The following is a 23,028-nucleotide window of genomic DNA, read 5'->3' as shown; positions in this document are numbered from 1 at the left end:
ATTCATTCACGTTACAACAGGAAATCACCCTTCGAGAAGGCGATGCTCCCCCTGACCAGAATGCTGAAATCAGCATGGCCGTCGCCATCCGTATCGCCAAGAACCAGCGTGTCGCTGCCGCTCTTCTGATAGCGCAGTTCACCCGCATGTTTGGTGAAGCTGGATTTGCCGATGAAAGCGAAGGCATTGTCCGCGCTGCTCGCCGCGCGAGCATTGATCACGCTGAGGTCGATCCGGTCGCCGGAGGCCTTGGAAAAATCGACGATCGTATCCCGCCCCGTGCTGGAGACCGTGCTGTCCGACACGGCCCGGAAGAGAAAAGTGTCGCTACCCGAGCCACCGGACAGCCTGTCCGCTCCGGCGTCACCGTCGATCTTGTCGCAGCCGCTACCGCCGTAAATCCGGTCGTTTCCTCTTCCGCCATAGAGCTTGTCGTTGCCACCGAGCCCTTTGAGGGTGTTGGCCGCCGCATTGCCGAGAATGCTGTTGGATAACGCATTGCCTGTCCCGGCAAAACCGCCCGTCCCCGTCAGAACCAGCCGTTCGACATTATCGGCAAGGGTGTAGCTGCAGCCTGCTTCAACGGCGTCGGTGCCGCCGCCGGCTGCCTCGACCACGACGTCGCCGGTGTTGTCCACCACGTAGGTATCGTCACCGGCACCACCGGCGAGCTTGTCCGCACCGGCGCCGCCGTTGAGAGAATCTTTTCCGGCACCACCTTCGAGGCGATCGTTACCGGCTCCGCCATAGAGCTTGTCGTTGCCATCGAGCCCCTTCAGGACATTCGAACCGCCATTGCCCACAATCGTGTTGGCGCGCGCGTTACCGGTGCCGCTATAGTTACTCGCTCCGATGAGGGTTAGCTTCTCGACATTCTCGCTCAGGGTGTGGCTGCGTGTCGCCTGGACCGTATCCGTTCCGCCATTGGCGGCCTCGATCACTTGGTCTCCCGCATTGTCGACCACATAGCTGTCATTGCCGCCTTCACCCTTCAACGCGTCCGCACCGCTACCTCCATCGAGCAGATCGTTGCCGGTGCTTCCGCGAAGCGTATCGTTTCCGCCCTTGCCGTACATCAGGTCGCCGTAGCTGCTCCCGGTCAGCTTGTCGGCACTGTTCGTCCCGGAGAATATGTCGGCCGAAACGCCCATCACTGTCAGCGTGATCGTTGCCGTCGCGGTGCCGCCCCTGCCGTCGGACACGGTATAGCTGATGACGACCGTGCGGGTATCGCCATCGCCGATGTTCTGGTTCGGTCCGGCCATCGGATTGTAGACCAGCATCTTCTTCGCATCGATCATGACCGAGCCGAAGCCGGAAACAATCTTGGCGCTGAGCATCGTCAGGTTGTCGTCGTCCGCGTCCATCACGGCATCGGCAACCTCGATCGCGAATAGCGCGTTCTCATAGGTCGAGCCACTCCGCACCCTGGCGACGGGGTCGTCGTTGACCTCCGCGACATCGAAGGTGATCTTGCGTACGATCGGATCTGTATCTTGCCCATCGAAATCGGTTCCGCCCGTATCGACGACATTGAACATCAACGCTCCGAGCGCTGTTCCGCTCAGATTGGCGCTTGCCTTCCAGACGAGCTTGCCGGCCTCAATATCGGCCGCCTTGATCTCCTGCCCGGCAATGACCGGCCATCCGTTCAGCGTTAGCATTCCGTTCGCGGGCACATCCGCGATCTTGACCGCCTTCAGGGTGTCACCATTGATGTCCCGCAAGCCGAAATCGTCGACGTTGAAGACGTAACGACCGTCTTCCTTGATGGTGCGCGTCGTGTCCTCTCCAGTCGGTGCGTCATTCACCGCCCGGTAGACCTTCTCGTAGATCTGGACGCCGTTGTCGCCCTTGACCTGCCAGGTCAGGGCAAGGCTGCCGTCCCGAAGCGCGGCAATCTTCGGCATCCCCTCAAGCGAAGAGGTGGCGTCGCCGACCGGCTCCTCGATCAACATGCGGGCTGTGCCCGCCGCGTTGAAGACCCGCAGTGCGATACCGTAGCCATCCCTGTTCTGCGTGGTCCAGGCCACGGCAAAACCGCCGCCCGCGAGCGCGACGACAAAGGGGTTGCCCTGCATCCCCTCTGTTTGGACGTTAACCGGAATATCGCCGGGAATGCGGGTCTTGCCGTCGGCGTTGTAGACCTGCATGGCGAGCCCGTTATCATCATGCGCCGTAGCACCGCTCCAAAGCACGACGAAGCCGCCGTCCTTGAGCGCGGTGATGATCGGGTTGACCTGATCGCCTTTCGTGTAGGCGTTGACACTGAAGTCGGCGGCAGCGCGCGCGCTGCCATCGGCATTGAATATCTGCAGGGAGATGCCCGCGTTGTCATCGATCCTGTCCCCTTCCCAGGCGACGACGAACCCGCCATCGGCGAGCGCGGTGACTGCCGGATGGCCCTGCATGTCGGCCTTGCCAAAAGAGACCGGAACGGCTGCTTCCGTCTTCAGGGCGCCGCTTCCGTCGTAAATTGCCATTCGTAATCCCGACGTCCGCCCATCTTCCAGCGCCAATTCCGCATACACGACGACGAAACCGCCGCCGGCGAGCGCGGCAATGGCGAAATCATCCGGATCGCCGAAGGGCTCGATCCGGATGTCGGTGGCACGCGGATCAGCCGTCCCATCGCTTTGGAGGACGCGCAGCACCAGGCTTGTTGCCCCCGCAGCGCTTGCGTCGGACCAGGCAACGACGAAGCTCTCATCGGACAGCGTCGTGATATGTGGGGCAAACTGACGACCGTCGATCTGGCTGTTCACCACAATATCGGCGTTTGCACACGCCGTGCCGTTGGCTTCGAACAGACGGAGCGCGATTCCTTCGGGGTCGGTCGGCGTTTCGCCGCTCCAGACCACGGCGAACCCGCCGTCGGCGAGCGCCGTCACCCGCGGCGCCAACTGATCACCGGAGACATGGGCACTGACCGGAAGTTCGACCTTGGAAAGGAGGCTGCCTACAGCGCTGAACACGGTCATGGACACGTTGGTCGTGCCGTCCTCGGCGACGCCGCTCCAAACGACGACGAATCCGCCATCGCGCAGCGTGACGATGTCGGTCTGGTACATATCCTGCGCCAGATGGCCGTTCACCGGCAACAAATTCCCCCCGATGATCCCCATGGAGGATCCGTCCTTCCCGTTCGTGATGCTGATTGCTTGCGAGGCGCGAAAATAGCCAGATGCAACCACAGGTCAACCGGGGCAGCGGCCAAAACGCGCATTTTTGTCGAAAAACGAACAGGAAACGCAATTTATTCGAAGAAAAGTGAAAATTTTTCTTCACGGCCACGCTCAAACCGCCCGGCTCGTGGCCCCGTTCTCCTACACTTAGCGAATCCGGGTGACGATCTTTTCACCACCGGCATCGGAATATTGCCTTGTTCGCGGTGAATAGCTCTCGCAAATGGTTGACGGACCTGCCACAAAGTCCACAACTAACCGGAAACCCATCCGAGACTGCGAATCCATGGCCTCTCCCGCTTACAGCATCCCCAATCTCCTCACATACGGCCGCATCCTTGCCGTGCCGCTGATCGTCCTCTGTTTCTTCATGGAGGGGAGGCTGCAATCTTCGGACTTTGCGCGATGGTCCGCCCTCGGCCTGTTCGCCGCAGCCTCGATCACCGACTTCTTCGACGGTTATCTGGCGCGCATCTGGAAGCAGACCTCCAACATCGGCCGGATGCTGGATCCGATCGCCGATAAGTTGCTGGTCGCCTCCGTTCTGCTTCTGATGGCGGCCGACGGCACGATCGCCGGCTGGACGATCTGGGCGGCGATCATCATCCTCTGCCGCGAGATCCTCGTTTCCGGCCTGCGCGAATACCTCGCCGAACTGAAGGTCAGCGTGCCGGTGACCCGAATCGCCAAGTGGAAGACGACGATCCAGATGTTTGCCATCGGTTTTCTGCTGGCTGGACCGGCCGGTGCGAAATATCTGCCGTTCACGACCGAGATCGGCATCGTGCTTCTCTGGATTGCAGCGGCAATCACCATGTATACCGGCTATGACTACTTCCGCGCCGGTTTGAAGCATATCGTGGGTGAATGATGACGAAGCTGGTGTATTTTGCCTGGGTGCGCGAGCGGATCGGACGGGACGAGGAGGAGATCGACCTTCCCGGCCATGTCAGAACCGCCGGCGACCTGCTGAAGCACCTGAAGACGCTCGGCGAGGAATACGAGATCGCGCTCGAGCACGAGAACGTCATCCGCGTCGCCGTCAATCATGAGCACGTGGAGCACCGGGAATCGATCGAGGGCGCGCTCGAGATCGCCCTCTTCCCACCGATGACCGGAGGCTGAGCGCCATGGCCGGCCGAGCCGACATTCCCGTCGTCGTCAGGGTCCAACGCGAGGATTTCGACATCGCCGCGGAGACGGCGGCCCTGATCGCGGGACGGAAGCAGATCGGCGCGATTGTGACGTTCACCGGACTGTGCCGCGACGAAGGCGGCGCGCTTTCGGCACTGGAACTAGAACACTATCCCGGCATGGCGGAAGCCGAGATCCGCCGTATCTGCGACGAGGCCATCGAACGCTTCTCGCTGGAAGGCATCGCCGCCATCCATCGCGTCGGCCAGATCGCCCCCGGCGAGAACATCGTCATCGTCGTCGCCACCGCGCCGCATCGCCACGCCGCCTTCGACGGCGCCTCCTTCGTCATGGACTACCTGAAGACCTCCGCCCCCTTCTGGAAGAAGGAGCACCGTACTGACGGCAGCGCGGGCGGATGGGTGGAAGCCAAGGACAGGGATGACCGGGCGCGGGAGAAGTGGAAGAAGTAACCGTGCAGTTTGTGGTTGGCCGCGGTTTGTACTAGCCTAGCTCCGTCTCTTTCCGTCACCCCGGCCTTGAGCCAGGGTCCAGCCGCGCCGCGTCTGCGCGCAAAAAAGAGTCTGTTGCGCTCAAGGACTTGAGCGACTGGATGCCGGATCAAGTCCGGCATGACGGGAATGAGTGGGCAACGCTGAATTCCATTAGCAGCGTTGTGGTCGGTAAAGCACTCGACCTACCATCCGCTACGGAATCGCCTTCTCCCGCCGGAAGACGACCAGCAGAAGCACCAGCGCGGAGTAGATGACGAAGTCACGCCAGAGGAATTCGCCGTAAGCGTTCCAGATCGTCTCGGCGAGACCGACCGCGGCACCGCCGAGTGCGGAAAAGACCGGCGTCGAATAGCCGCCAATGGCGGCGATGAACAGCACCTTGACACCGAAATTGAGCCCCGCGCCAAAATCCATGTTGCCGTAGTAGCTGGCGGCCAGAATGCCGGCTAGGCAGGCGATCAATGCGGCAAGGGCGAAGGCGGCGAGGAAGACGCGGCCGGAATCGACGCCGCAGAGTTCCGCCGCCTTGCGGTCGTCGCAGACCGCGCGCCAGCGCCTCCCCCACTCCGAGCGGGCAAGAAAGACATGACCGGCCAGCACGATCCCCGCCATGAGGGCGGCATTCGCGATTTGCAGGACGGTCAACGTCACCGGAAATGACGGATCCCCCCACAGTTCCAGTGGCCGGCTGAGGAGGGGCGGAAGCCAGACACTGCGCGTATTGGCGGCGAGCCGCGCCGTCTCCATCAGCACGAGAACGACACCGAGTGCAGCCACGATGACGGAATTTTCAGAGGAGAATGCGAGCGGACGCATGACATACCGGCCCGTCACCATGGCGGCCCCCATGCCGAAGACGACAGCCATCGCGGCACCGAAGATGAGTGCTGCCGGAAGCACTAGCCATAGCCGGTTCCAGCCGTAGTCGGCAAAGAGAATGAACATCTGCGCCGCAAAGGCGAAGATGGCGCCGAAGCTGACGTCCACCCGACGTGTCACCGAAAAGGCAATCGCATAGCCGAAGGCGAGCACGGCGTAGAGTGCTGAGACTGGCACGGCATTGGCAAGCTGCTGCAGAAAATACGCCATCGGGAGCCCCGCGGGTGACAAACGCAGTATAACTGGTAAAATCGATTTTACCAGTTAGGACGACGTCATGACCTTTTCCTGGACTCCGCATCGATTTTCCGGCGGCGCGCTTGCGCTTGATGTGGCCAATTCGGTCGTGTTGCGGTTCGATCCGATGCAGCGGATCGATCGCTATGCCGATGCGAAGACGATGGATAGCTTTGCCGAAGCCGCCAATGTCCATTGCGCCGAGCGCGACCGGACCGGGCGCCTCGCCCCCGTGGCAGCGGCGCGACGCCGGGCCTTCATCGACCTGCGCGAGGCGATCGACGGTCATTTTCGCGCGGAGGCAAGCAGAGAAGGTACGCCGGAACTGCTGGCGGCGCTGCTGGAGGCGATCGCCGACACGCTGCGCCATTCCGGCGCGAGCTCCGGCGCACTCGATGCTGCCACCGCCCATTCAGCCTTGCGACTTGCAGTCAACGCAGAACCGGACCGGCTGAAGATCTGCCCCAACTGCGGCTGGCTCTTTCTCGACAAGAGCCGCAACCGCTCTCGAACCTGGTGCGACATGGCAATCTGCGGCAACCGGGCAAAGGCCAGCCGTCACTATTATCGCCACCGGGAGGAGACCGGCCCATGAAGACCATCCCGCGTCTTGCGACCCTTCTGTTCCTCGCCCTACCGCTTGCCGCCTGCCAACGCGAAACCGGTCACGATCCGCTGCAACTGACCGGCAAGATATTCGTCTTCAACTACCGGCTCGCCTACGCGACCTACATGGTCACGTTCGACAAGACCGCACCCGTGCCGGATGGTTCGACCGTCACGGCAGAGTTCGAGAACCCGGCGGGTGGTGAGCCCCTGGTAACGACCCGAAAGCTCTTTCCGCAGTGGGAAAAAGTGGTGCTGGAAAGCCCCGATATCACCTGCGTGCAGAAGGAAAGACCCTACCGCGTGGCGATCCGCGTCAATGGTCCCGACGGGACGGTGTTGCAGTCGCTGGAGACGACGGTCACCTCCGATGTCGACCAGAGCATCCTTCCCGCCGAACCCCTCGTCGTCGGCCCGGCCTACGAAAAGAACCCGCGCGTCTTCAGAAACGGGAAGGCGCCGGAGCACTTCGAGACGGCGAAGTGTCCTGTTTGAATCTCAACTGCCAGAACGCTGGTCCAATGCCACCCGAAACGCGCTCGCGGCCCTGAACAGCGCTTCGGGCGAAAACCCCGCGAAGCCGATCACAAGTCCCTGCCGCGGCGGTTGCGACACGGCCATCGACGACAGCGCCCTCACCCCAAGCCCCGCCGCGAGCGCAACCTCGACAAGCTCGGTGTCTTTGCAAGACGAACCCAGCTCGGCCAGCAGATGCAATCCCTGTTCCGGAATGGTGACGGTAAGTCCGCTCGCACCCTTCAGTCCGGCAACAAGCGCATCCCGCGCGGCAGCCATGTGGCAGCGCGCGCGACGGAGGTGGGCGGCGAGATGCCCCTCGCGGATGAAATCGGTGAGCGCGGCCTCCGCCAGCGTGGAGGGAAAGCGGTCTGTCCGTACACGCAATGCAACGACCTTCGCCATGACTTCGTCCGGGAGGACGGCATAACCGATGCGGAGACCAGGCAGAAGGACCTTGGAGAAGGTACCGAGATAGACCACGCGACTGGAGGCATCGAGGCCTTGCATGGCGGTCAAGGGCGGGCCGGCGTAGCGGAATTCGCTGTCGTAGTCGTCTTCCACGATCCACGCATCGTTGCGCCGCGCCCATTCGATCAGCGCCAGCCGGCGGCGCATGGTCATCGCCACGCCGAGCGGAAACTGGTGCGAGGGTGTGACGTAGACTGCGCGGGCGTCCGGCATCAGCGTTATGCCGAGGTCGGGATCCAACCCTTCCGCATCCACCGGCACGCCCTGCAGCCTGATGCCGTTGCCCTCGAAGGCGGCACGCGCACTCGGATAGCAGGGGTCCTCGATCCAGGCGCCCTCGCCCGGTTTCAACATCGAGCGAACGAACAGGTCGAGCCCCTGCTGCGTACCGGTGGTGACGAGGACCTGCCCGGATTGACAGCGCACACCTCTCGCCGTTCGGAGATAGGAAGCGATCGCCTCGCGCAGAGCCGCCCCACCCTTGGGGTCGCCGTAGTGAAAATGCTCGGGTGACGGTCGCGCCAGATGACGCGACAGCAGCGTGCGAAAAATCTTCAGCGTTCGCTCGTCCGCCGTCGCAACGCCAAGCGTCCCGGGCAGCGGCATCGCGGCTCTGGCAACGGGCTCATCCGCCGGCAGGCGCACCGAAATCAGCGGCACCTCGTCGCTGACGAAAGTGCCGGCGCCGACGCGGGCCGTCACGAAACCGTCGGCGATCAACCGCTCGAAGGCCGCGACCGCGGCAAGGCGGGACATGTGCAGCCGTGCTGCAAGGTCACGGGTCGGCGGCAGCTTGGCGCCGGGGGGCACCGCCCCGGTTTCGATCAGCTGGCGGATCGCGTCGTAAAGCGCCTGCGTGCGCGGCCCCTCGCCCGGTAGCACCGGAACCAGCGCCGACCAGTCCGACAGAATGGTCTTGGTAATTGGCACAGAATTGGAGCTATTTCGAACCAATGACATGCGGCAAGTAGACAGCAGCTCAGAGGAAAGGCAAGGCCCATGTCAGCCGTACAGCATACAGACCCATCGACCAGCTACCCGGTAACCGACCGGAACAAAGTAAAGCGCCTGCACGAGCGGGGAAGCTACGACCGCGCCGCGGTGCATGCGATCCTCGATGCGGCGATGCTCTGTCACGTTGCCTACGCCATCGACGGCCAGCCCTATTGCACGCCGACGCTGTTCTGGCGCGAGGACGACCGGCTCTACTGGCACGGTTCGGCGGCAAGCCGCATGCTTCGCCACCTGAAGGCGGGAACGCCGGCTTGCCTGACCGTTTCGCACCTCGACGGGCTGGTTCTCGCCCGCTCCGGCTTCAACCACTCGGCCAACTACCGTGCCGCCATGTGTTTCGGGACGGCCCGGATCATTGACGACGCGGAAGAAAAGGCCGCCGCCATGCGCAGTGTCGTCGACCGCTATTATCCCGGTCGATCCGCCGGACTGCGGCCGATCACGGCGCAGGAGGCGAAAGCGACGGCCATTATCGGCATGGAGATTGAACAGGCCTCGGCCAAGGTTCGGGCGAAGGGCGTAGGCGATGACGAGGAAGACTTCGCACTGCCGATCTGGGCCGGCATCGTGCCGGTTCGGACCGTGCTCGGCGATGTGGAACCCTGTTCGCGGCTTGTGGCGGGCGTGGAGCAGCCGCCGGAACTCGCACTTTATCCGTCGGGCAACACGCTGGGCCAGAGCCTGCTGGACGCGCAGCGGGCGTATGAAGTGGACATGGCGTAGTGCCTGACCGCCCGTCGTCCCGGCCTTGAGCCGGGACCAGCATCGCGTCCGCGGCGCGAAAGAGTCTTTTTGCGCTCAAAGACTTGAGCGCACTGGATGCCGGATCAGGTCCGGCATGACGGATGGAGAGTTTCGCGAACTCTTTCCTTTGCAAAGGTACCGTCGCCAAAACGAAGATCGCCCGAAGCCTGTGCTCTGGGCGATTTTTCATATGGCGTAGTGCCTACCGTCCGTCATCCCGGCCCTGATCCGGCATGACGGATGGAGAAATTGGCGACGGGAGGTTCAGCAATCGAACGCGCCTCACCAATCGCGAACCGCCGCTATCAAAAGAAAATCGCCCGAAGCGCGTGCTCCGGGCGATTTTTCATTTCAGGTCAACTTCATCGCCGGCTCGCAAGCCCAATCAGGGACTTGCAACGAACCTTGCGAAGCTGGATCAGCCGACGATTTCGGTGTCGGAGAACCAGTACTTGATTTCCTGGACAGCGGTTTCCGGGGCGTCGGAACCGTGAACGGAGTTTTCGCCGATCGACAGGGCATGAACCTTGCGGATCGTGCCTTCGTCGGCGTTTGCCGGGTTCGTTGCGCCCATGATTTCGCGGTTCTTGAGGATAGCGTTCTCGCCTTCGAGAACCTGGACGATCGTCGGGCCGGAGGTCATGCCTTCAACGAGCTCGCCGAAGAACGGACGCTCCTTGTGGACGGCGTAGAAGCCTTCGGCTTCGCGACGGCTCATCCAGACGCGCTTGGATGCAACGACGCGCAGGCCTGCGTCTTCGAGCATCTTGGTGATGGCGCCGGTCAGGTTGCGCTTCGTTGCGTCCGGCTTGATCATCGAAAAGGTGCGTTCAATCGCCATTATCTCGTTTCCTTGGTCTTCGGTGAAAAGTGGCGGTTCAATAGCCGCCAATGTCCCGCAAAACAAGAGGGTGCAGGCGAATGCGCTGCTCTGCGTCGAAGTTTCACGCAGCCGTCACACGATGGCCGACGCCACCATGCAGGTCGAGACATCGGCTGAACCAGTCGGCGACCGGGTCGTCGTTTTCGAGCACCTTCGTTCCGGCGGTCGTGCGCAGCCATTGCAATGCCCCGAAGACGATGTAGTCGGCAAAAAGCGGACCCTTGCCGCCGATGAAAGGCTGCTTCTTCAGCATGCTGCGCAATGGCTGGAGCTTCTTGGCGAAGCCTTCGATCTCCGCCATGCCGGCGGCGGCAATCTCCTCGAGGGAAGCGCCGAGGCGCGCCTCGCGGCTGCGACGGAAATATTCCCGGTCGGCCGGCCCGAGCAGATTGTGGATGTCGAGGATCGCGATGCGCGTGATGGCCATATGCAGCGTCGACTGCGACCAGGCCTCGATGAACCGCGCCATCGCCTTGCCGCCCTCACCGCCGAACAGCGACGGCCGATCGGGATAGGCCTCCTCGAGATAGAGCGCGATGTCGAAGCTGTCTTGTACCACCCGTTCGCCATCGCGGAGCAGCGGCACCGTGGCCGCATTGCCGCCCTCGATGGTCGGGATCTCGGTGAAGCAGACCGGCACCGTTTCGTATTCGAGGCCTTTATGGGCCAGCGACATCACGCTCTTCCAGACGTGCGGCGAAAACTGGCGGGTCATGTCGGCGCCGCTGAGCGCATAGAGCTTGCGTATCATTGCTGTTCCCCGATGAGTCGGGCCATTTGGTACAATTCAAGGATGACGATCAAATCAGAAAATTTCATGCGTCCCATCACCGCCGCAGACGCGAGGGGATGATAGGGTGTCGCCATCTCCAACGCATCCGCCGGAACCAGCCATGCTGAATCACTACAAGATGTTCGCCGCCTACAATGCCTGGGCAAACCGGATCCTCTATGCCGAGGCCGCGGCATTGTCGCCTTCCGCCTTGCGCGAAAACAAGGGCGCCTTCTTCGGCTCCCTGCACGGGACGCTCAACCATATTCTCGTCGCCGACCGGATCTGGATGCGCCGCTTCACCGGCTCCGGCGACGTGCCGGCCCGCCTCGACGCAGTTCTCTACGACGACATCGATGGCCTGCGGCACGCGCGCATTGCCGAGGATCAGGGGATCATCGACTGGATCGGTTCGCTCGACGAAAAGCAGCTTGCGGACACGATAAGCTACGTTCCGCTGACGAACCCGGTACAGATCACCCAGCCGCTTGGTCCGGCCCTTGCCCACTTCTTCAACCACCAGACCCACCATCGCGGGCAATGTCACGCGATCCTGACCTCGCTCGGCCGGCCCAGTCTTGTGCTCGATCTGGTCTATTTCCTTCGCGCCGAAGGGGCGGAGTGGATGCGGATCTGACCTATTTCCCGTCCTCGCCGGGAATTCCCTCGACCTGTTACCGAAGTGACAGGGAGACGCATTGCCGGGTGCGATAGTCCGGCCGTCGGGGAAGCCGCAAGGCCCTTCATTCTCCACCCCGGCGAAACGAGGGAACACATGGCAAGAACAACCGATGAATGGAGCGCCCTTTTGGGCAGCGCACTGTCGAAAATGGCACTGGTCTACGGGTCCGACAGTCCCGATGCCTACCTGCCGGAGGATTGCTATCCGGTCATCGAAAAGATGTTCGAGGCGGCAATGCAACAGGCGCGCGCCGAGGGCTATGCGGCTGCCACCCGCGACATGCAGTTTGTCACGGCCCGCTCGAAGGACCCATCCGGTGGTGGCATGATCCGGCAGATGATCCGCGCCGTTCCGATGGCCCGACGCTTTGCCTGATCCTTTGCCACCAGACGCTGACACATACCCCGGCGACCGTACAGGACAAGAAGCGCGTGTGCCAACACGGCACGGTGCACAAGGCTGAACATGGTGGGATTCAACGGTTCTTAATGCTCATCATCTAAGGGTTGAACGGCGGCTCGATCGCGGGCCGGCGATCCGGGCAACAAGCCCCAACCGTTGGTGAACCATGAGCGCAAAGGCGAATGCATCGGAGACCCTTGCCCGTTCGGCGGCCGTTATGGCGAAAGTCGCGCAACTGATGACGCGGCTGGAGATCCCGGCGATCCCGCGCAACTACTCGCTCCTGCACGAGGCGATCACCGGCGGCAACACCGCGCTTGGGCGTGAGATCACCGCACTCGGTAAGGCACCGGCGCAGGAAGCGCTCGATGCGATCGGTGTGCGCAACGGGCTGCCGGACCACAATTCGCTCGTCCTCGGCCACAGTGCCACCGACCTGATGCGCACCATCGAGGCGATGGCGGCCGAAGCCGAAGCCGAGCGCCACAAGAAAACCAATGCGCTGACCCACATCAATCACATGCTCGGCAGGCTGAAGGCCGATCCTGTCATGGCCATGTCCGACTTTGCCGGCCAGGCAGATCTTCTAGTCTCGTCCGTCGAGGCGATGATCGGCAGCGAAAGCGCTCATTGCCAACGTCTCGACACCCTGGTGGCGCGACTGGAGAATATCGCCTCCGGCGCGGCTGCCAGCGAAACGGCTCTCTTGCACGATCCGGTTACCGGACTGGCGAACCGGACCGCGTTGATGAACCGGCTGGCGGCCACCTACGACGCCGAGGACAAAGCCTGCAGCGCGCTTCTGCTGATGCGTGTCGACCGCCTGAAGGGCCTTTCCGACAGCCATGCGAGCGGCGCCTCCGAGGAGGCGCTCAAGCAGATCGCCACGCTCTTCCGCAAGTCTATCAAGAAACTCGACTATGTGGCGCGCGTCGGCGGCGACGGCTTCGCATTCCTGTTCGACAAGGTGGACCGCGAAAGCGTCTTCTCGATCGCCGAGCGAATCCGCAACCGGATCGAGGCGGAAATCTTCCGGATTTCCGGTCGGGAATACCTGCCCGGCACGCTGTCGCTGACGGTTGGCGCAGCCTTTACCGAGGACGCCCCCTCCGCCAACGAACTCTACCGGCAGGCGATGCTGGCGCTGGATGCCGCCAACGAGAGCGGCACCTGCGTCTATTCGCTGGATCTCTCCGAGCGCGCCGGACGCAACTACCGGCGCAGCGTCGCCTGACGCCACCTCTTGCGCAGGTGTGGTCTGGCACCATGGGTTCCCTTCTAGAGCAGTTGGCGTGAAATCAGATTCACGCGAACTCCTTCAATATTATGTTCTTATGCGTGTCTTTGCCCCGAAAGCGGTTCCCACTTTGCGGTGAGATGCATTCAAATTTTTTGTCCTTATGCATGTCTTTGTCCCGAAACCGGTTCCCACCTTCGGGAGACATGCATTATAGACGCCGGTCATGATCACCATTTCCGGCCTCTCCGCCCGCATCGCCGGGCGCCTGCTCATCGACAACGCCTCCGTTTCGCTGCCATCCGGCACGAAGGCGGGGCTCGTCGGTCGCAACGGCGCTGGCAAGTCCACCCTCTTCCGCGTCATCACCGGCGATCTCGCCTCCGAGGCCGGAACCGTCTCGCTGCCAAAGAATGCGCGGATCGGTCAGGTTGCCCAGGAAGCGCCCGGTACCGACGAGCCGCTAATCGAGATCGTGCTTGCGGCCGACAAGGAACGCGCTGCCCTTCTGAAGGAGGCCGTGACCGCCACCGACCCGCACCGGATCGCCGAGATCCAGACGCGGCTTGCCGATATCGGCGCGCATGCGGCAGAAGCCCGGGCGGCAAGCATCCTCGCCGGCCTCGGCTTCGACCACGAGGCGCAGAAGCGGCCGGCCAAGAGTTTTTCGGGCGGCTGGCGCATGCGCGTGGCGCTGGCGGCGGTCCTGTTCGCAGAACCCGACCTCCTGCTCCTCGACGAGCCGACCAACTATCTCGATCTCGAAGGCACACTGTGGCTGGAAGAGTACGTGCGGCGCTATCCGCACACCGTCCTCATCATCAGCCATGACCGCGACCTTTTGAACACCGCGGTCAATTCGATCGTCCACCTCGACCAGAAGAAGCTGACCTTCTATCGCGGCGGCTACGACCAGTTCGAGCGGCAAAAGGCCGAGGCCGACGAGCTGCAAATGAAGGCCAAGGCCAAGAACGAGGCGGCGCGAAAGCACCTGCAGAGCTTCATCGACCGCTTCAAGGCAAAGGCGACGAAGGCGCGCCAGGCGCAGAGCCGCGTGAAAGCACTGGAGCGCATGGGCACGGTCGCTGCCGTGATCGAGGATCACGTGCAGGGCTTCACCTTCCCCGAACCGGAAAAGCAACCGGCCTCCCCAATCGTCGCCATCAGCGGCGGCGCAGTCGGCTATGAGACTGGCAAGCCGATCCTGAAGCGGATGAACCTGCGCATCGACAACGATGATCGCATCGCGTTGCTAGGCTCGAACGGCAACGGCAAGTCGACCTTCGCAAAATTCATCTCGGGCAAGCTTGCCGCCGAGAGCGGCGAAGTGAAGACGGCACCGGGCCTGAAGATCGGCTTCTTCGCCCAGCACCAGCTGGACGACCTCGTTCCGACGCAGAGCGCGGTGGAGCACGTGCGCCGGCGGATGTTGGACGCGCCGGAAGCGAAGGTGCGCTCCCGCGTGGCCCAGATGGGGCTTGCGACCGAAAAGATGGACACGCCCGCCAAGGACCTTTCCGGCGGCGAGAAGGCGCGGCTGCTGATGGGCCTTGCAGCCTTTGACGCACCGAACCTTCTCATCCTCGACGAACCGACCAACCACCTCGACATCGACAGCCGGCGCGCGCTGATCGAGGCTCTCAACGACTATCCCGGCGCCGTCATCCTGATCTCACACGACCGCCACCTGATCGAGGCGACGGTCGACCGGCTGTGGCTGGTGAAGGACGGGACGGTGACAAGTTTCGACGGTGACCTTGAGGAGTACCGCACGCAGATCGTCGGTGGTCCGAAGCCGAAAGAAGACAAGGCGCGGCCGGTCCTGACCGATGAGGGTCTCTCCAAGGCCGACCAGCGTAAGGCCAATGCCGACAGGCGCGCCTCGCTCGCGCCCTTGCGGAAAAAGATCAATGAAATCGAGTCCCTGACGGCAAAGCTGGAGAAACAGATTCAGGTACTCGATGCGGATCTTGCGGATCCCGCGCTCTACGAGAAGGCGCCGGCGAAGGCCGCTCAGAAGGCCAAGGACCGCGCCGACGCGACCGCAAAGCTTTCGGCCGCCGAAGAACAGTGGCTGGAACTGTCGTCGGAGTATGAAGAGGCGATGGCAAACTGACTGCTGCTACCGATGGCTTCTTGACCGCCATGCAACCGCGGATCGACCGTATCGGTCGACACTGTCGTCGAGTGCGAGGAGCGTGGCCAGCCGCCGGACGCAACCGATCCGGCGTACAATCGGCGGCCGCCGAGAGCGCGTGAAAACATGCGGATAGGTTGCCCTTGCCGATTAGACCAAAGTCGAATTCACTTGCGCTTGGCTAATTGGCCTCGTGCGCTTGAATCACCATTCCTGACATGTTTAGGTTCGCCGTGATTGTGAAAAGCGGACTCCCCTGTCCGCGTCCCATGGGAGGATGAGAATGGATCGTCGTTCATTTATGAAGAAGGCCGGGGTCGCCGGTGCAGGTGCTGCGGCATCCGCCGTGCTTGCCGCACCGGCGCTCGCCCAGAGCAGCCCGAAGATCAACTGGCGCCTCGCCTCGTCGTTCCCGAAGTCGCTCGACACGATCTACGGCGGTGGCGAAACGCTGGCGAAGTACCTCTCCGAAGCGACCGACGGCAATTTCCAGATCCAGGTGTTCGCCGCTGGCGAAATCGTCCCGGGCCTGCAGGCAGCCGACGCTGCCGCAGCCGGCACGGTCGAAGCCTGCCACACGGTCGGCTACTACTACTGGGGCAAGGACCCGGTCTGGGCGCTGGGCTCTGCCGTTCCCTTCGCGCTGAACGCGCGTGGCATGAACGCGTGGCAGTATCACGGCGGCGGCATTGAGCTTTACAACGAGTTCCTCGCCACGCAGGGCCTGGTCGGCCTGCCTTGCGGCAACACCGGCGTGCAGATGGGCGGCTGGTTCCGTAAGGAAATCAAGACCGTCGCCGACCTGCAGGGCCTGAAGATGCGCATCGGGGGCTTTGCCGGCAAGGTCGTCGAACGCCTCGGCGTCGTGCCGCAGCAGATCGCCGGGGGCGACATCTACCCGGCGCTGGAAAAGGGCACGATCGACGCGGCCGAATGGACCACGCCCTATGACGACGAGAAGCTCGGCTTCTACAAGGTCGCCCCCTACTACTACTATCCGGGCTTCTGGGAAGGCGGCCCGACCGTACACGCCATGTTCAATAAGGCGGCCTTCGAAGCCCTGCCCGCGAACTACCAGTCGCTGCTGCGCACCGCCTGCCAGGCGACCGACGCGAACATGCTGCAGAAGTACGACTGGCTGAACCCTCCGGCGATCAAGCGCCTCGTCGCAGCCGGTGCGAAGCTCGCTCCGTTCAGCCAGGAAATCCTCTCGGCCTGCTTCGACAAGTCGAACGAGGTCTATGCCGAAATGGAAGCCGCAAACCCGACTTTCAAGAAGATCTGGGAATCGATCAAGGCCTTCCGTGGCGAGTACTACCTCAACGCGCAGATCGCCGAATACAACTACGACACCTTCATGATGATCCAGCAGCGGAGCGAAAAGCTCTAAGCGGATCGGACATCGATCGAAAAGAACCCCGGGGCGATGCTCCGGGGTTTTTTGTTGTGATGCGAGTGACTGCCTGCCCGCGCCCTCAACGTTACGCGTCAATGCTTATGAGCACTGTTGCCTGTACCGGTTGCTCGATACCCTTGAGCTGCAGCAGGCGCGTTTCGGCCCCTTTCGCCAGTTCCCCGGCTAGTGTCGCCGTCTCGAGTGACATCAGGACCTCGCCCGCCTGGGCCTGCGATTCCAGCCTTGCTGCCAGGTTGACCGCACCGCCAATGGCGGTGAAATCAGAGCGAAAGCTTGAAAACTCGCCGATCTCGACATCGCCGGTGTGGATGCCGACGCCGACGCCAAACGCATTGCCGGGCAATGCTCCAAGATCCGAACTCAAGCTGCGGAGTGCTGCCGTACAGTATTGCTGTATGTCCAGCGCCGCCATGATCGCTGCACTGGCGTGGTCCTTTATCTCGATCGGAAAATTGAAGATCGCCATCAGGCCGTCGCCCATCTGCTTGTTGACGATGCCGTCATGCGCCCAGATTGCCTGCGCGCAGCGATCCTGGAACAGGCTGACGCATTCACTCAGCCTCACCGTCTCGACCCGCTCCGACAATGCGGTGAACCCTCTGATATCCGCAAACAGGATGGTCGCTCTCGCGGTGATGTGGCGCTTCTTCTTGACGTACCGAAAGGAGCGCTCGCAGATCGTGCAGATGTTCGGGTTCATCTTGCTGCGGCCGATGCCGAAAGCCCGGAACGGAAGCGCAAGCGGGCCACGGATCGGGATCGGCACGCGCATCTGATCCCAGCAGCCCCGGCAGATGCTGGCGCGGCTGTGCCCCGTGTTCTTCATGGCAGAGGCTGTACTCATGTCCCCCGTCCCGGCCGAAAGGCCGGATCAACCCGCTCATGAAATCAACTTCTGATATTTATTAGCGTATTGCAACTCGCGACTTACCGAAGGGAGCGGCCGGCTGATCGCGAGGAGCGTTCGGTCCACATCGGACTGCTCAACGCCAGAAAGAGATCGGGCGGCCTGTGCAGGCCGCCCGATACTGGCATCAATTGAACGAAGGTGGCTGGCTGAGATCGTTCGCCGGCGGTTTCGCAGGCTGGGTGCCGCCGCCCTGATTGAACGATGGCGGCTGGCTCAGGTCGTTCGCAGGCGGCTGTTGCGGTTGGCCCGTTCCGCCACCAGCGGCAGGCGGCTGGTCGAGCGGGCTGCCGCCCGGAAGCTGCAAACCGCCGGGAAGTCCGAGACCGCCACCGCTGTCTGGCAAGCCGAGGCCTCCACCCTGCCCGCCGAACCCGGGCACCTCGATCTTTATCGTCGACGGATCGACGACGGCGCCCGAGCCCTTGTAGTGCATGACCATCTGGGGGAACAGGATGGTCAGTGCCACCATCACGATCTGGATGCACACGAAGGGTACTGCGCCCCAATAGATCTGGCCCGTCGTCACCGGCGCGATCGTCTTGCCGGTGATCTTGTCGATGTAGGGAACCTTGGCCGCCACCGAGCGCAGGAAGAACAGCGCGAAGCCGAACGGCGGATGCATGAAGCTCGTCTGCATGTTGATGCCAAGCAGGACGCCAAACCAGATCAGGTCGATGCCCAGCTTGTCGGCTGCAGGGGCAAGCAGCGGCACGATGATGAAGGCGAGCTCGAAGAAATCGAGGAAGAACGCCAGGAAGAACACCAGGATGTTCACCGCGATCAGGAAGCCCGTTTCACCGCCCGGCATGGAGACCAGCAGGTGCTCGACCCACAGGTGGCCGTTGACGCCGTAGAAGGTCAGCGAGAAGACGCGCGCGCCGATCAGGATGAACATTACGAACGACGAAAGCCGCGTCGTCGAGGCGAGCGCCAGGCGGATCACGTCGAGATTCAGCCGGCCCTTCGCGGCCGCCATGATGAGCGCTCCGACCGCTCCCATCGCACCACCTTCCGTCGGCGTTGCAATGCCGAGGAAGATCGTGCCGAGCACGAGGAAGATCAGCGCCAGCGGCGGGATCAGCACGATGATGACCTGCTGGGCGAGCCGCGACATCGCATTAATCTTCAGGTTCTTGTCGAGCAGAGCGACGACATAGATGAAGATGATCCCGACGGTTCCGCCGAGGATGTCGGCGTTCTCGCCATGCGTCGGGTACAGATAGACATGCGCGCCATAGGCGATACCCGCCGCCACCGCGAGCGCGATCGCAAGCGAAGTCACACCGGAGCCGAGGGTACGGGCTTCGAGCGGCAGCGCCGGCATCGACTTCGGCCTGACGATCGACATGATCAGGATGTATCCGGCATAGAGCGCCGTTAGCACCAGGCCCGGGATCAGGGCGCCGGCATACATGTCGCCGACCGAACGGCCGAGCTGGTCGGCAAGTACGATCAGGACGAGCGACGGCGGAATGATCTGGGCCAAGGTGCCGGAGGCCGCGATAACGCCGGATGCGAGGCTGCGGTCATAGCCGTAGCGCAGCATGATCGGCAGCGAGATCAGGCCCATGGCGATGACCGAGGCGGCAACGACGCCGGTGGTGGCCGCTAGCAGCGCACCGACGAAGATGACCGCATAGGCGAGACCGCCACGGATCGGACCGAAAAGCTGGCCGATCGTGTCGAGCAGGTCTTCGGCCATGCCGGATTTCTCCAGCACGATCCCCATGAATGTGAAGAAAGGAATGGCGAGCAGCGTCTCGTTCGACATCACCCCCCAGAACCGGTCCGGCAGCGCGTTGAGCAACGGCCAGGAGAGGTTGATCGAATCCGACAACGGCGCGAGTTCGACGCCGATGATGAAGAACATTAGACCGTTTGCGGCCAGCGAGAAGGCGACCGGGTATCCCAGAAGCAGGAACACGATCAGCGACACGAACATGATCGGCGCAAGGTTTTCGGCGATGAACTCGATCATGCGCGCGTCTCCTCGGTAAGTTCCTCGTCCAGGGCCTGGTGGGTTGGCACATAGGGCGCCGGATCATCCATGTCGCCGCGGATGATGGCGATCTTCTTGATGATCTCGGATATGCCTTGGGCGCCCAAGAGCAGGAAGCCCGCGAGCAGGATCGCCTTGGCCGGCCACAGAATCAGGCCGCCGGCGCTGGAGGACACTTCGCCCGACCGGAGGGACATTCCGACGTAAGGGATGAAGTAGTAGATCATCAGGAGAACGAACGGCATCAGGAAGACGCAGTGGCCGAACAGGTCGATCCAGTGCTGCGTGCGCCGTGAAAACTTGCTGTAGATGACATCGATTCGGATGTGCTCGTTCTGCGCCAGCGTGTAGGCGGCCGCGAGCATGAACGCGCCGCCGAACAGGTACCACTGCGCCTCCAGCCAGGCGTTGGACGAGACGTTGAAGACCTTTCTGACGACCGCGTTTCCGGCGCTGACAAGCACGGCGAGAAGGATCAGCCAGGAAACGGCCTTGCCGATCTTCTCGGTAATTAAGTCGATCAATCGGCTTAGTCCAAGCAATGCTCGCATCGTTCCTCCCCGCATTGGTGAAATTTTTGGTATTTTGCCATGCACAGCCAGAGTGCCGTTTTCAAGTCCAGATTCAAGCGCAAGGCTCCGTTTTCCCGGATCGTAGGGCGACATTAGACGAAAGGCGAATGCCCGGCGGCTTCCCGTTGCACAAAGGTTAGGCAGCGATCGGGGAAAGACAGTCTTGCCGCCGTTTCGCGTTCTGCTACAACACCGTTCCATTCATCATACAAATCGAGCGAAGCCCCATGTCCCCGATCCATATCGCACTCGTCGGCGTCGGCAAGATCGCCCGCGACCAGCATCTCCCCTCCATCGAGAAGACCCCGGATTTCAAGCTGATCGCGGCCGCGAGCCGTCACGGGACCGTGGACGATATCCCCAATTACAAGTCGATCGAGGACATGCTGGAGGCGGTGCCTGAGATCGAGGCCGTTTCGCTCTGCATGCCGCCGCAACACCGCTATGAAGCCGCGCACAAGGCTCTTTCGGCCGGCAAGCACGTGTTCCTGGAAAAGCCGCCGGGCGCGACCCTGAGCGAGGTCGAGGACTTGCAGGCGCTCGCCGCCGAGAAGGGCCTGTCGCTGTTTGCCAGCTGGCACTCACGCTATGCGCCGGCCGTCGAAGCGGCGAAGACCTTCCTCGCCTCCACTACCATGCGCTCGATGAAGGTGATCTGGAAGGAGGATGTGCGCCACTGGCATCCGAACCAGGAGTGGATCTGGCAGGCCGGCGGCCTCGGCGTGTTCGATCCGGGCATCAATGCGCTGTCGATCGTCACCCACATCCTGCCGCGGCCGGTTTTCATCACGAAGGCGACGCTGGAGTTCCCGGAGAACCGCGACGCACCGATCGCGGCCGACATCAAGTTCACCGATGCCGCCGGCCTCGACCTGTCGGCCGAATTCGACTGGCGCCAGACCGGCAAGCAAAGCTGGGACATCATCGCCGAGACCGATGCGGGCCGAATGGTGCTTTCGGAGGGCGGCGCCAAGCTGTCGGTCGACGGCACACTGAAGCACGACGAACCCGAGCAGGAGTACCCGATGCTCTACAGGCGCTTCGCCGAGATCATCAAGGCGGGCCGCTCGGACGTCGATATCGCACCGCTGCGCCACGTCGCCGACGCCTTCATGCTGGGACGACGCAAGTTCGTGGATGCATTCTACGATTGACGATGAGGCGGAGCCGGCGGCGAGCGCGGCCGGTTCAACTCAGCCGGCTCGGTGGAGCTCTTGCTTCGTGGCGCTGTCGCTGGCGAAATAGATGTAGTGGGTCGCATCGGACCGTCCCGCAATCAGAGGCACCTCGGCCCGCCACCAATTCAGGGAAACGCTGTCGAGCTCCTGCTCGAACGCCGGCGAACGTGTAGCCGACCAGAAGCTCGCAATGCCATTCGATCGAAGGGCGCGCCTTAGGGATTGCAGGCCGGCATTTCCATAGATCGCCCCATTCGGCGCGCGGACGGTGAAGTCGGGACCATTGTCGGTGTCCATAAGGATGACATCATAAGCATCCGCCTCCCGTGCCAGGACCTCCAATACGTCCCCGACGCGAACCGTCACCCGCGCATCGCGCAGCGGATGACCAGCGAGATGGCCGTAACAGGTCCGGTTCCACTCGACGATTTCCGGGACGAGTTCGCAGACGACCACCTCCGCGTCCTTGCCCAGGTGCTTGAGGGTGGTGCGCAGGGTAAATCCCATTCCGAGGCCACCGATAAGTACCTTTTTCGCCGCCCCCTGAAGCCTGAGAGAGCGCTTGGCGAGAATGTCCTCGGAGGTGTGGTTGAGGTTCGACATCAACTCAAGTCCGTTGTAGCGGATCTCGTAGATGTCACTGCGCTTGCGCAGGATGATTTCGTCGCCAGCAGCATTGCTGGCTCTCGCCAATTCGGCCCAGAGAGTCACGGCTATTCCTAAATGTACACAGGGGCGCGCTGCTTCGCAGCCGCCGGGAGCAGGAAATTTTCGGCTATGTGTTCGGGGTTGCCCGGCCCTCAGCGCCGCGGCAACCCGAAAGCAATGCGTGCTCTGGTGCCCATCAGGAGCGGAAAGATTGCCGACTTGTTCGAAATCACGATGTTCATAATCTTCGAGCGTCAGATGTCCTGTCCGTTTACCTGGACAGTATATTGGAGCAGCGAGCCGCGTATGTCCAGTTGAGGCATGCGGGGCCATATGCCGCCGCTGGCGACATCTCTGCGCTGCGTAGTAAGCAAGGAAGAGATGGCAGCCCCGCCCTGTGCTCGAAGGCAAGGTGCGAACGCAGATGAAGCCGGCTTATGCCTTCTTCACCCAGCGTCCGTCGTTGTTCTGCTGCCAATAGGTCAGCTGATGCCCCTCGGCTTTCAGCCGCTTCCAGTGACCGCGGGCGGCTTCGAGTTCGGTCTGTTCATAGCCGTCGAACATGAAGATCACTCGCTCGTAGGCGTCGAGCGGTGGCGGCTCGGCACCGTCGACGAGGAAGCGGACGGTCGCGGAGTTCTGATTGTCAGGACCGTTCGTCAGCAGCACCGGCTGGTCGGAAGCATTCGGCTGCTCATCGGTGCCGTGCGGCAGGAAACTCTCTTCGCGATAGGTCCACAGATGTGCGTCGAGTGCGTCACGCCGCTCCACCGTGCCCGTCTGGACGACGACCCGCCAGCCGCGTTCGAGGCTCTTGTCGAGCAGCGGCGGGAGGGCGTCCTCCAGTTTCGATTCGGTCAGGTGGTAGAACAGGATCTCGCTCAACGCGA

At 62.4% G+C, this 23,028-nt stretch carries 22 protein-coding genes; 12 read left to right on the top strand and 10 right to left on the bottom strand.

What is annotated here, in order from left to right; genetic code table 11:
• Nucleotides 1-11 precede the first annotated feature (11 nt).
• The gene (locus IB238_RS03605; RefSeq protein ID WP_192243646.1) at nt 12-3,125 is read right to left on the bottom strand and encodes a cadherin-like domain-containing protein; all 3,114 of its coding nucleotides are present in this window, start codon (nt 3,123-3,125) and stop codon (nt 12-14) included.
• A 346-nt stretch (nt 3,126-3,471) separates the two neighbouring features.
• Between IB238_RS03605 and pgsA the strand changes: the two genes are divergently transcribed.
• Genes pgsA through IB238_RS03590 form a run of 3 tightly spaced genes read left to right on the top strand, consistent with a single transcriptional unit; the run spans nt 3,472 to nt 4,792 of the window.
• Nucleotides 3,472-4,056: a CDP-diacylglycerol--glycerol-3-phosphate 3-phosphatidyltransferase gene (gene pgsA, locus IB238_RS03600; protein ID WP_192243644.1), complete on the top strand. Its 585-nt coding sequence runs from the start codon at nt 3,472-3,474 to the stop codon at nt 4,054-4,056.
• Entirely contained in the window at nt 4,056-4,310 is a 255-nt protein-coding gene (gene moaD, locus IB238_RS03595) for a molybdopterin converting factor subunit 1 (protein WP_192243643.1), read from the top strand. The genes pgsA and moaD overlap by 1 nt, the downstream gene beginning before the upstream one ends.
• 5 nt (nt 4,311-4,315) lie before the next feature.
• Nucleotides 4,316-4,792 (top strand): molybdenum cofactor biosynthesis protein MoaE, encoded by a 477-nt coding sequence (locus IB238_RS03590; RefSeq protein WP_192243641.1) that lies wholly within the window; start codon nt 4,316-4,318, stop codon nt 4,790-4,792.
• A 234-nt stretch (nt 4,793-5,026) separates the two neighbouring features.
• Here IB238_RS03590 and IB238_RS03585 read toward each other — a convergent pair whose 3' ends face one another.
• Nucleotides 5,027-5,923, bottom strand: coding sequence for a branched-chain amino acid ABC transporter permease (locus IB238_RS03585; protein ID WP_192243639.1), 897 nt, complete (start codon nt 5,921-5,923; stop codon nt 5,027-5,029).
• 67 nt (nt 5,924-5,990) lie between these two features.
• Between IB238_RS03585 and IB238_RS03580 the strand changes: the two genes are divergently transcribed.
• The gene (locus tag IB238_RS03580) at nt 5,991-6,545 is read left to right on the top strand and encodes a CGNR zinc finger domain-containing protein (RefSeq protein ID WP_192243637.1); all 555 of its coding nucleotides are present in this window, start codon (nt 5,991-5,993) and stop codon (nt 6,543-6,545) included.
• Nucleotides 6,542-7,051 carry a hypothetical protein gene (locus IB238_RS03575; protein WP_192243635.1) on the top strand — a complete coding sequence of 170 codons (510 nt, stop codon included), beginning with the start codon at nt 6,542-6,544 and terminating at the stop codon, nt 7,049-7,051. Before IB238_RS03580 ends, IB238_RS03575 begins: the two co-directional genes overlap by 4 nt.
• A 3-nt stretch (nt 7,052-7,054) precedes the next feature.
• Here IB238_RS03575 and IB238_RS03570 read toward each other — a convergent pair whose 3' ends face one another.
• Complete coding sequence (locus tag IB238_RS03570; RefSeq protein ID WP_348648192.1) at nt 7,055-8,473, bottom strand: PLP-dependent aminotransferase family protein; 1,419 nt, start codon at nt 8,471-8,473, stop codon at nt 7,055-7,057.
• A 69-nt stretch (nt 8,474-8,542) separates the two neighbouring features.
• Here IB238_RS03570 and IB238_RS03565 point away from each other — a divergent pair, with 69 nt between their 5' ends.
• Nucleotides 8,543-9,280 (top strand): pyridoxamine 5'-phosphate oxidase family protein, encoded by a 738-nt coding sequence (locus IB238_RS03565; RefSeq protein WP_192243632.1) that lies wholly within the window; start codon nt 8,543-8,545, stop codon nt 9,278-9,280.
• Between the two features lie 439 nt (nt 9,281-9,719).
• On the opposite strand, the gene ndk is transcribed toward IB238_RS03565, so the two are convergent.
• Nucleotides 9,720-10,142 (bottom strand): nucleoside-diphosphate kinase, encoded by a 423-nt coding sequence (ndk, locus tag IB238_RS03560; RefSeq protein ID WP_192243630.1) that lies wholly within the window; start codon nt 10,140-10,142, stop codon nt 9,720-9,722.
• Between the two features lie 103 nt (nt 10,143-10,245).
• Complete coding sequence (locus tag IB238_RS03555; RefSeq protein ID WP_192243629.1) at nt 10,246-10,935, bottom strand: glutathione S-transferase family protein; 690 nt, start codon at nt 10,933-10,935, stop codon at nt 10,246-10,248.
• A 142-nt stretch (nt 10,936-11,077) separates the two neighbouring features.
• Between IB238_RS03555 and IB238_RS03550 the strand changes: the two genes are divergently transcribed.
• From IB238_RS03550 to IB238_RS03530, 5 genes are all read left to right on the top strand, one after another.
• On the top strand, nt 11,078-11,593 hold the full coding sequence (locus IB238_RS03550) for a DinB family protein (protein WP_192243627.1): 516 nt from the start codon (nt 11,078-11,080) through the stop codon (nt 11,591-11,593).
• Between the two features lie 138 nt (nt 11,594-11,731).
• Nucleotides 11,732-12,013 carry a hypothetical protein gene (locus tag IB238_RS03545; RefSeq protein ID WP_192243625.1) on the top strand — a complete coding sequence of 94 codons (282 nt, stop codon included), beginning with the start codon at nt 11,732-11,734 and terminating at the stop codon, nt 12,011-12,013.
• Nucleotides 12,014-12,206: 193 nt separating this feature from the next.
• On the top strand, nt 12,207-13,274 hold the full coding sequence (locus IB238_RS03540) for a GGDEF domain-containing protein (protein WP_192243623.1): 1,068 nt from the start codon (nt 12,207-12,209) through the stop codon (nt 13,272-13,274).
• A 229-nt stretch (nt 13,275-13,503) separates the two neighbouring features.
• On the top strand, nt 13,504-15,393 hold the full coding sequence (locus IB238_RS03535; RefSeq protein WP_192243621.1) for an ABC-F family ATP-binding cassette domain-containing protein: 1,890 nt from the start codon (nt 13,504-13,506) through the stop codon (nt 15,391-15,393).
• 304 nt (nt 15,394-15,697) lie between these two features.
• Entirely contained in the window at nt 15,698-16,804 is a 1,107-nt protein-coding gene (locus IB238_RS03530; RefSeq protein ID WP_192243619.1) for a TRAP transporter substrate-binding protein, read from the top strand.
• A 91-nt stretch (nt 16,805-16,895) separates the two neighbouring features.
• Here the strand turns inward: IB238_RS03530 and IB238_RS03525 are convergent, their stop codons facing one another.
• The 3 genes from IB238_RS03525 to IB238_RS03515 form a co-directional block, all read right to left on the bottom strand.
• Entirely contained in the window at nt 16,896-17,675 is a 780-nt protein-coding gene (locus tag IB238_RS03525) for an adenylate/guanylate cyclase domain-containing protein (protein ID WP_192243617.1), read from the bottom strand.
• 190 nt (nt 17,676-17,865) lie between these two features.
• Nucleotides 17,866-19,719, bottom strand: coding sequence for a TRAP transporter large permease subunit (locus IB238_RS03520; protein WP_192243615.1), 1,854 nt, complete (start codon nt 19,717-19,719; stop codon nt 17,866-17,868).
• Entirely contained in the window at nt 19,716-20,291 is a 576-nt protein-coding gene (locus IB238_RS03515) for a TRAP transporter small permease subunit (protein WP_192243614.1), read from the bottom strand. Before IB238_RS03515 ends, IB238_RS03520 begins: the two co-directional genes overlap by 4 nt.
• A gap of 248 nt (nt 20,292-20,539) precedes the next feature.
• Between IB238_RS03515 and IB238_RS03510 the strand changes: the two genes are divergently transcribed.
• On the top strand, nt 20,540-21,466 hold the full coding sequence (locus IB238_RS03510; protein ID WP_192243612.1) for a Gfo/Idh/MocA family oxidoreductase: 927 nt from the start codon (nt 20,540-20,542) through the stop codon (nt 21,464-21,466).
• Between the two features lie 39 nt (nt 21,467-21,505).
• On the opposite strand, the gene IB238_RS03505 is transcribed toward IB238_RS03510, so the two are convergent.
• The gene (locus IB238_RS03505) at nt 21,506-22,201 is read right to left on the bottom strand and encodes a hypothetical protein (RefSeq protein WP_192243610.1); all 696 of its coding nucleotides are present in this window, start codon (nt 22,199-22,201) and stop codon (nt 21,506-21,508) included.
• Between the two features lie 372 nt (nt 22,202-22,573).
• Nucleotides 22,574-23,023 (bottom strand): DNA polymerase III subunit chi, encoded by a 450-nt coding sequence (locus tag IB238_RS03500; protein ID WP_192243608.1) that lies wholly within the window; start codon nt 23,021-23,023, stop codon nt 22,574-22,576.
• Between the last annotated feature and the right edge of the window lie 5 nt (nt 23,024-23,028).

The sequence above is a fragment of the Rhizobium sp. ARZ01 genome (assembly GCF_014851675.1).
Taxonomy (GTDB): domain Bacteria; phylum Pseudomonadota; class Alphaproteobacteria; order Rhizobiales; family Rhizobiaceae; genus Mycoplana.
The sequence above is the reverse complement of the archived record's forward strand: the minus strand, read 5'-3'. Positions and strand labels throughout refer to the sequence as shown.

Bases quoted from the DNA above. Each gene is read 5' to 3' on its own strand.
- IB238_RS03530 (WP_192243619.1), top strand. From the start codon at position 15,698: ATGGATCGTCGTTCATTTATGAAGAAGGCCGGGGTCGCCGGTGCAGGT.
- pgsA (WP_192243644.1), top strand. From the start codon at position 3,472: ATGGCCTCTCCCGCTTACAGCATCCCCAATCTCCTCACATACGGCCGC.
- moaD (WP_192243643.1), top strand. From the start codon at position 4,056: ATGACGAAGCTGGTGTATTTTGCCTGGGTGCGCGAGCGGATCGGACGG.
- ndk (WP_192243630.1), bottom strand. From the start codon at position 10,142: ATGGCGATTGAACGCACCTTTTCGATGATCAAGCCGGACGCAACGAAG.
- IB238_RS03545 (WP_192243625.1), top strand. From the start codon at position 11,732: ATGGCAAGAACAACCGATGAATGGAGCGCCCTTTTGGGCAGCGCACTG.
- IB238_RS03575 (WP_192243635.1), top strand. From the start codon at position 6,542: ATGAAGACCATCCCGCGTCTTGCGACCCTTCTGTTCCTCGCCCTACCG.
- IB238_RS03510 (WP_192243612.1), top strand. From the start codon at position 20,540: ATGTCCCCGATCCATATCGCACTCGTCGGCGTCGGCAAGATCGCCCGC.
- IB238_RS03535 (WP_192243621.1), top strand. From the start codon at position 13,504: ATGATCACCATTTCCGGCCTCTCCGCCCGCATCGCCGGGCGCCTGCTC.
- IB238_RS03540 (WP_192243623.1), top strand. From the start codon at position 12,207: ATGAGCGCAAAGGCGAATGCATCGGAGACCCTTGCCCGTTCGGCGGCC.
- IB238_RS03580 (WP_192243637.1), top strand. From the start codon at position 5,991: ATGACCTTTTCCTGGACTCCGCATCGATTTTCCGGCGGCGCGCTTGCG.
- IB238_RS03605 (WP_192243646.1), bottom strand. From the start codon at position 3,125: ATGGGGATCATCGGGGGGAATTTGTTGCCGGTGAACGGCCATCTGGCG.
- IB238_RS03555 (WP_192243629.1), bottom strand. From the start codon at position 10,935: ATGATACGCAAGCTCTATGCGCTCAGCGGCGCCGACATGACCCGCCAG.
- IB238_RS03585 (WP_192243639.1), bottom strand. From the start codon at position 5,923: ATGGCGTATTTTCTGCAGCAGCTTGCCAATGCCGTGCCAGTCTCAGCA.
- IB238_RS03565 (WP_192243632.1), top strand. From the start codon at position 8,543: ATGTCAGCCGTACAGCATACAGACCCATCGACCAGCTACCCGGTAACC.
- IB238_RS03590 (WP_192243641.1), top strand. From the start codon at position 4,316: ATGGCCGGCCGAGCCGACATTCCCGTCGTCGTCAGGGTCCAACGCGAG.
- IB238_RS03550 (WP_192243627.1), top strand. From the start codon at position 11,078: ATGCTGAATCACTACAAGATGTTCGCCGCCTACAATGCCTGGGCAAAC.
- IB238_RS03525 (WP_192243617.1), bottom strand. From the start codon at position 17,675: ATGAGTACAGCCTCTGCCATGAAGAACACGGGGCACAGCCGCGCCAGC.
- IB238_RS03520 (WP_192243615.1), bottom strand. From the start codon at position 19,719: ATGATCGAGTTCATCGCCGAAAACCTTGCGCCGATCATGTTCGTGTCG.
- IB238_RS03515 (WP_192243614.1), bottom strand. From the start codon at position 20,291: ATGCGAGCATTGCTTGGACTAAGCCGATTGATCGACTTAATTACCGAG.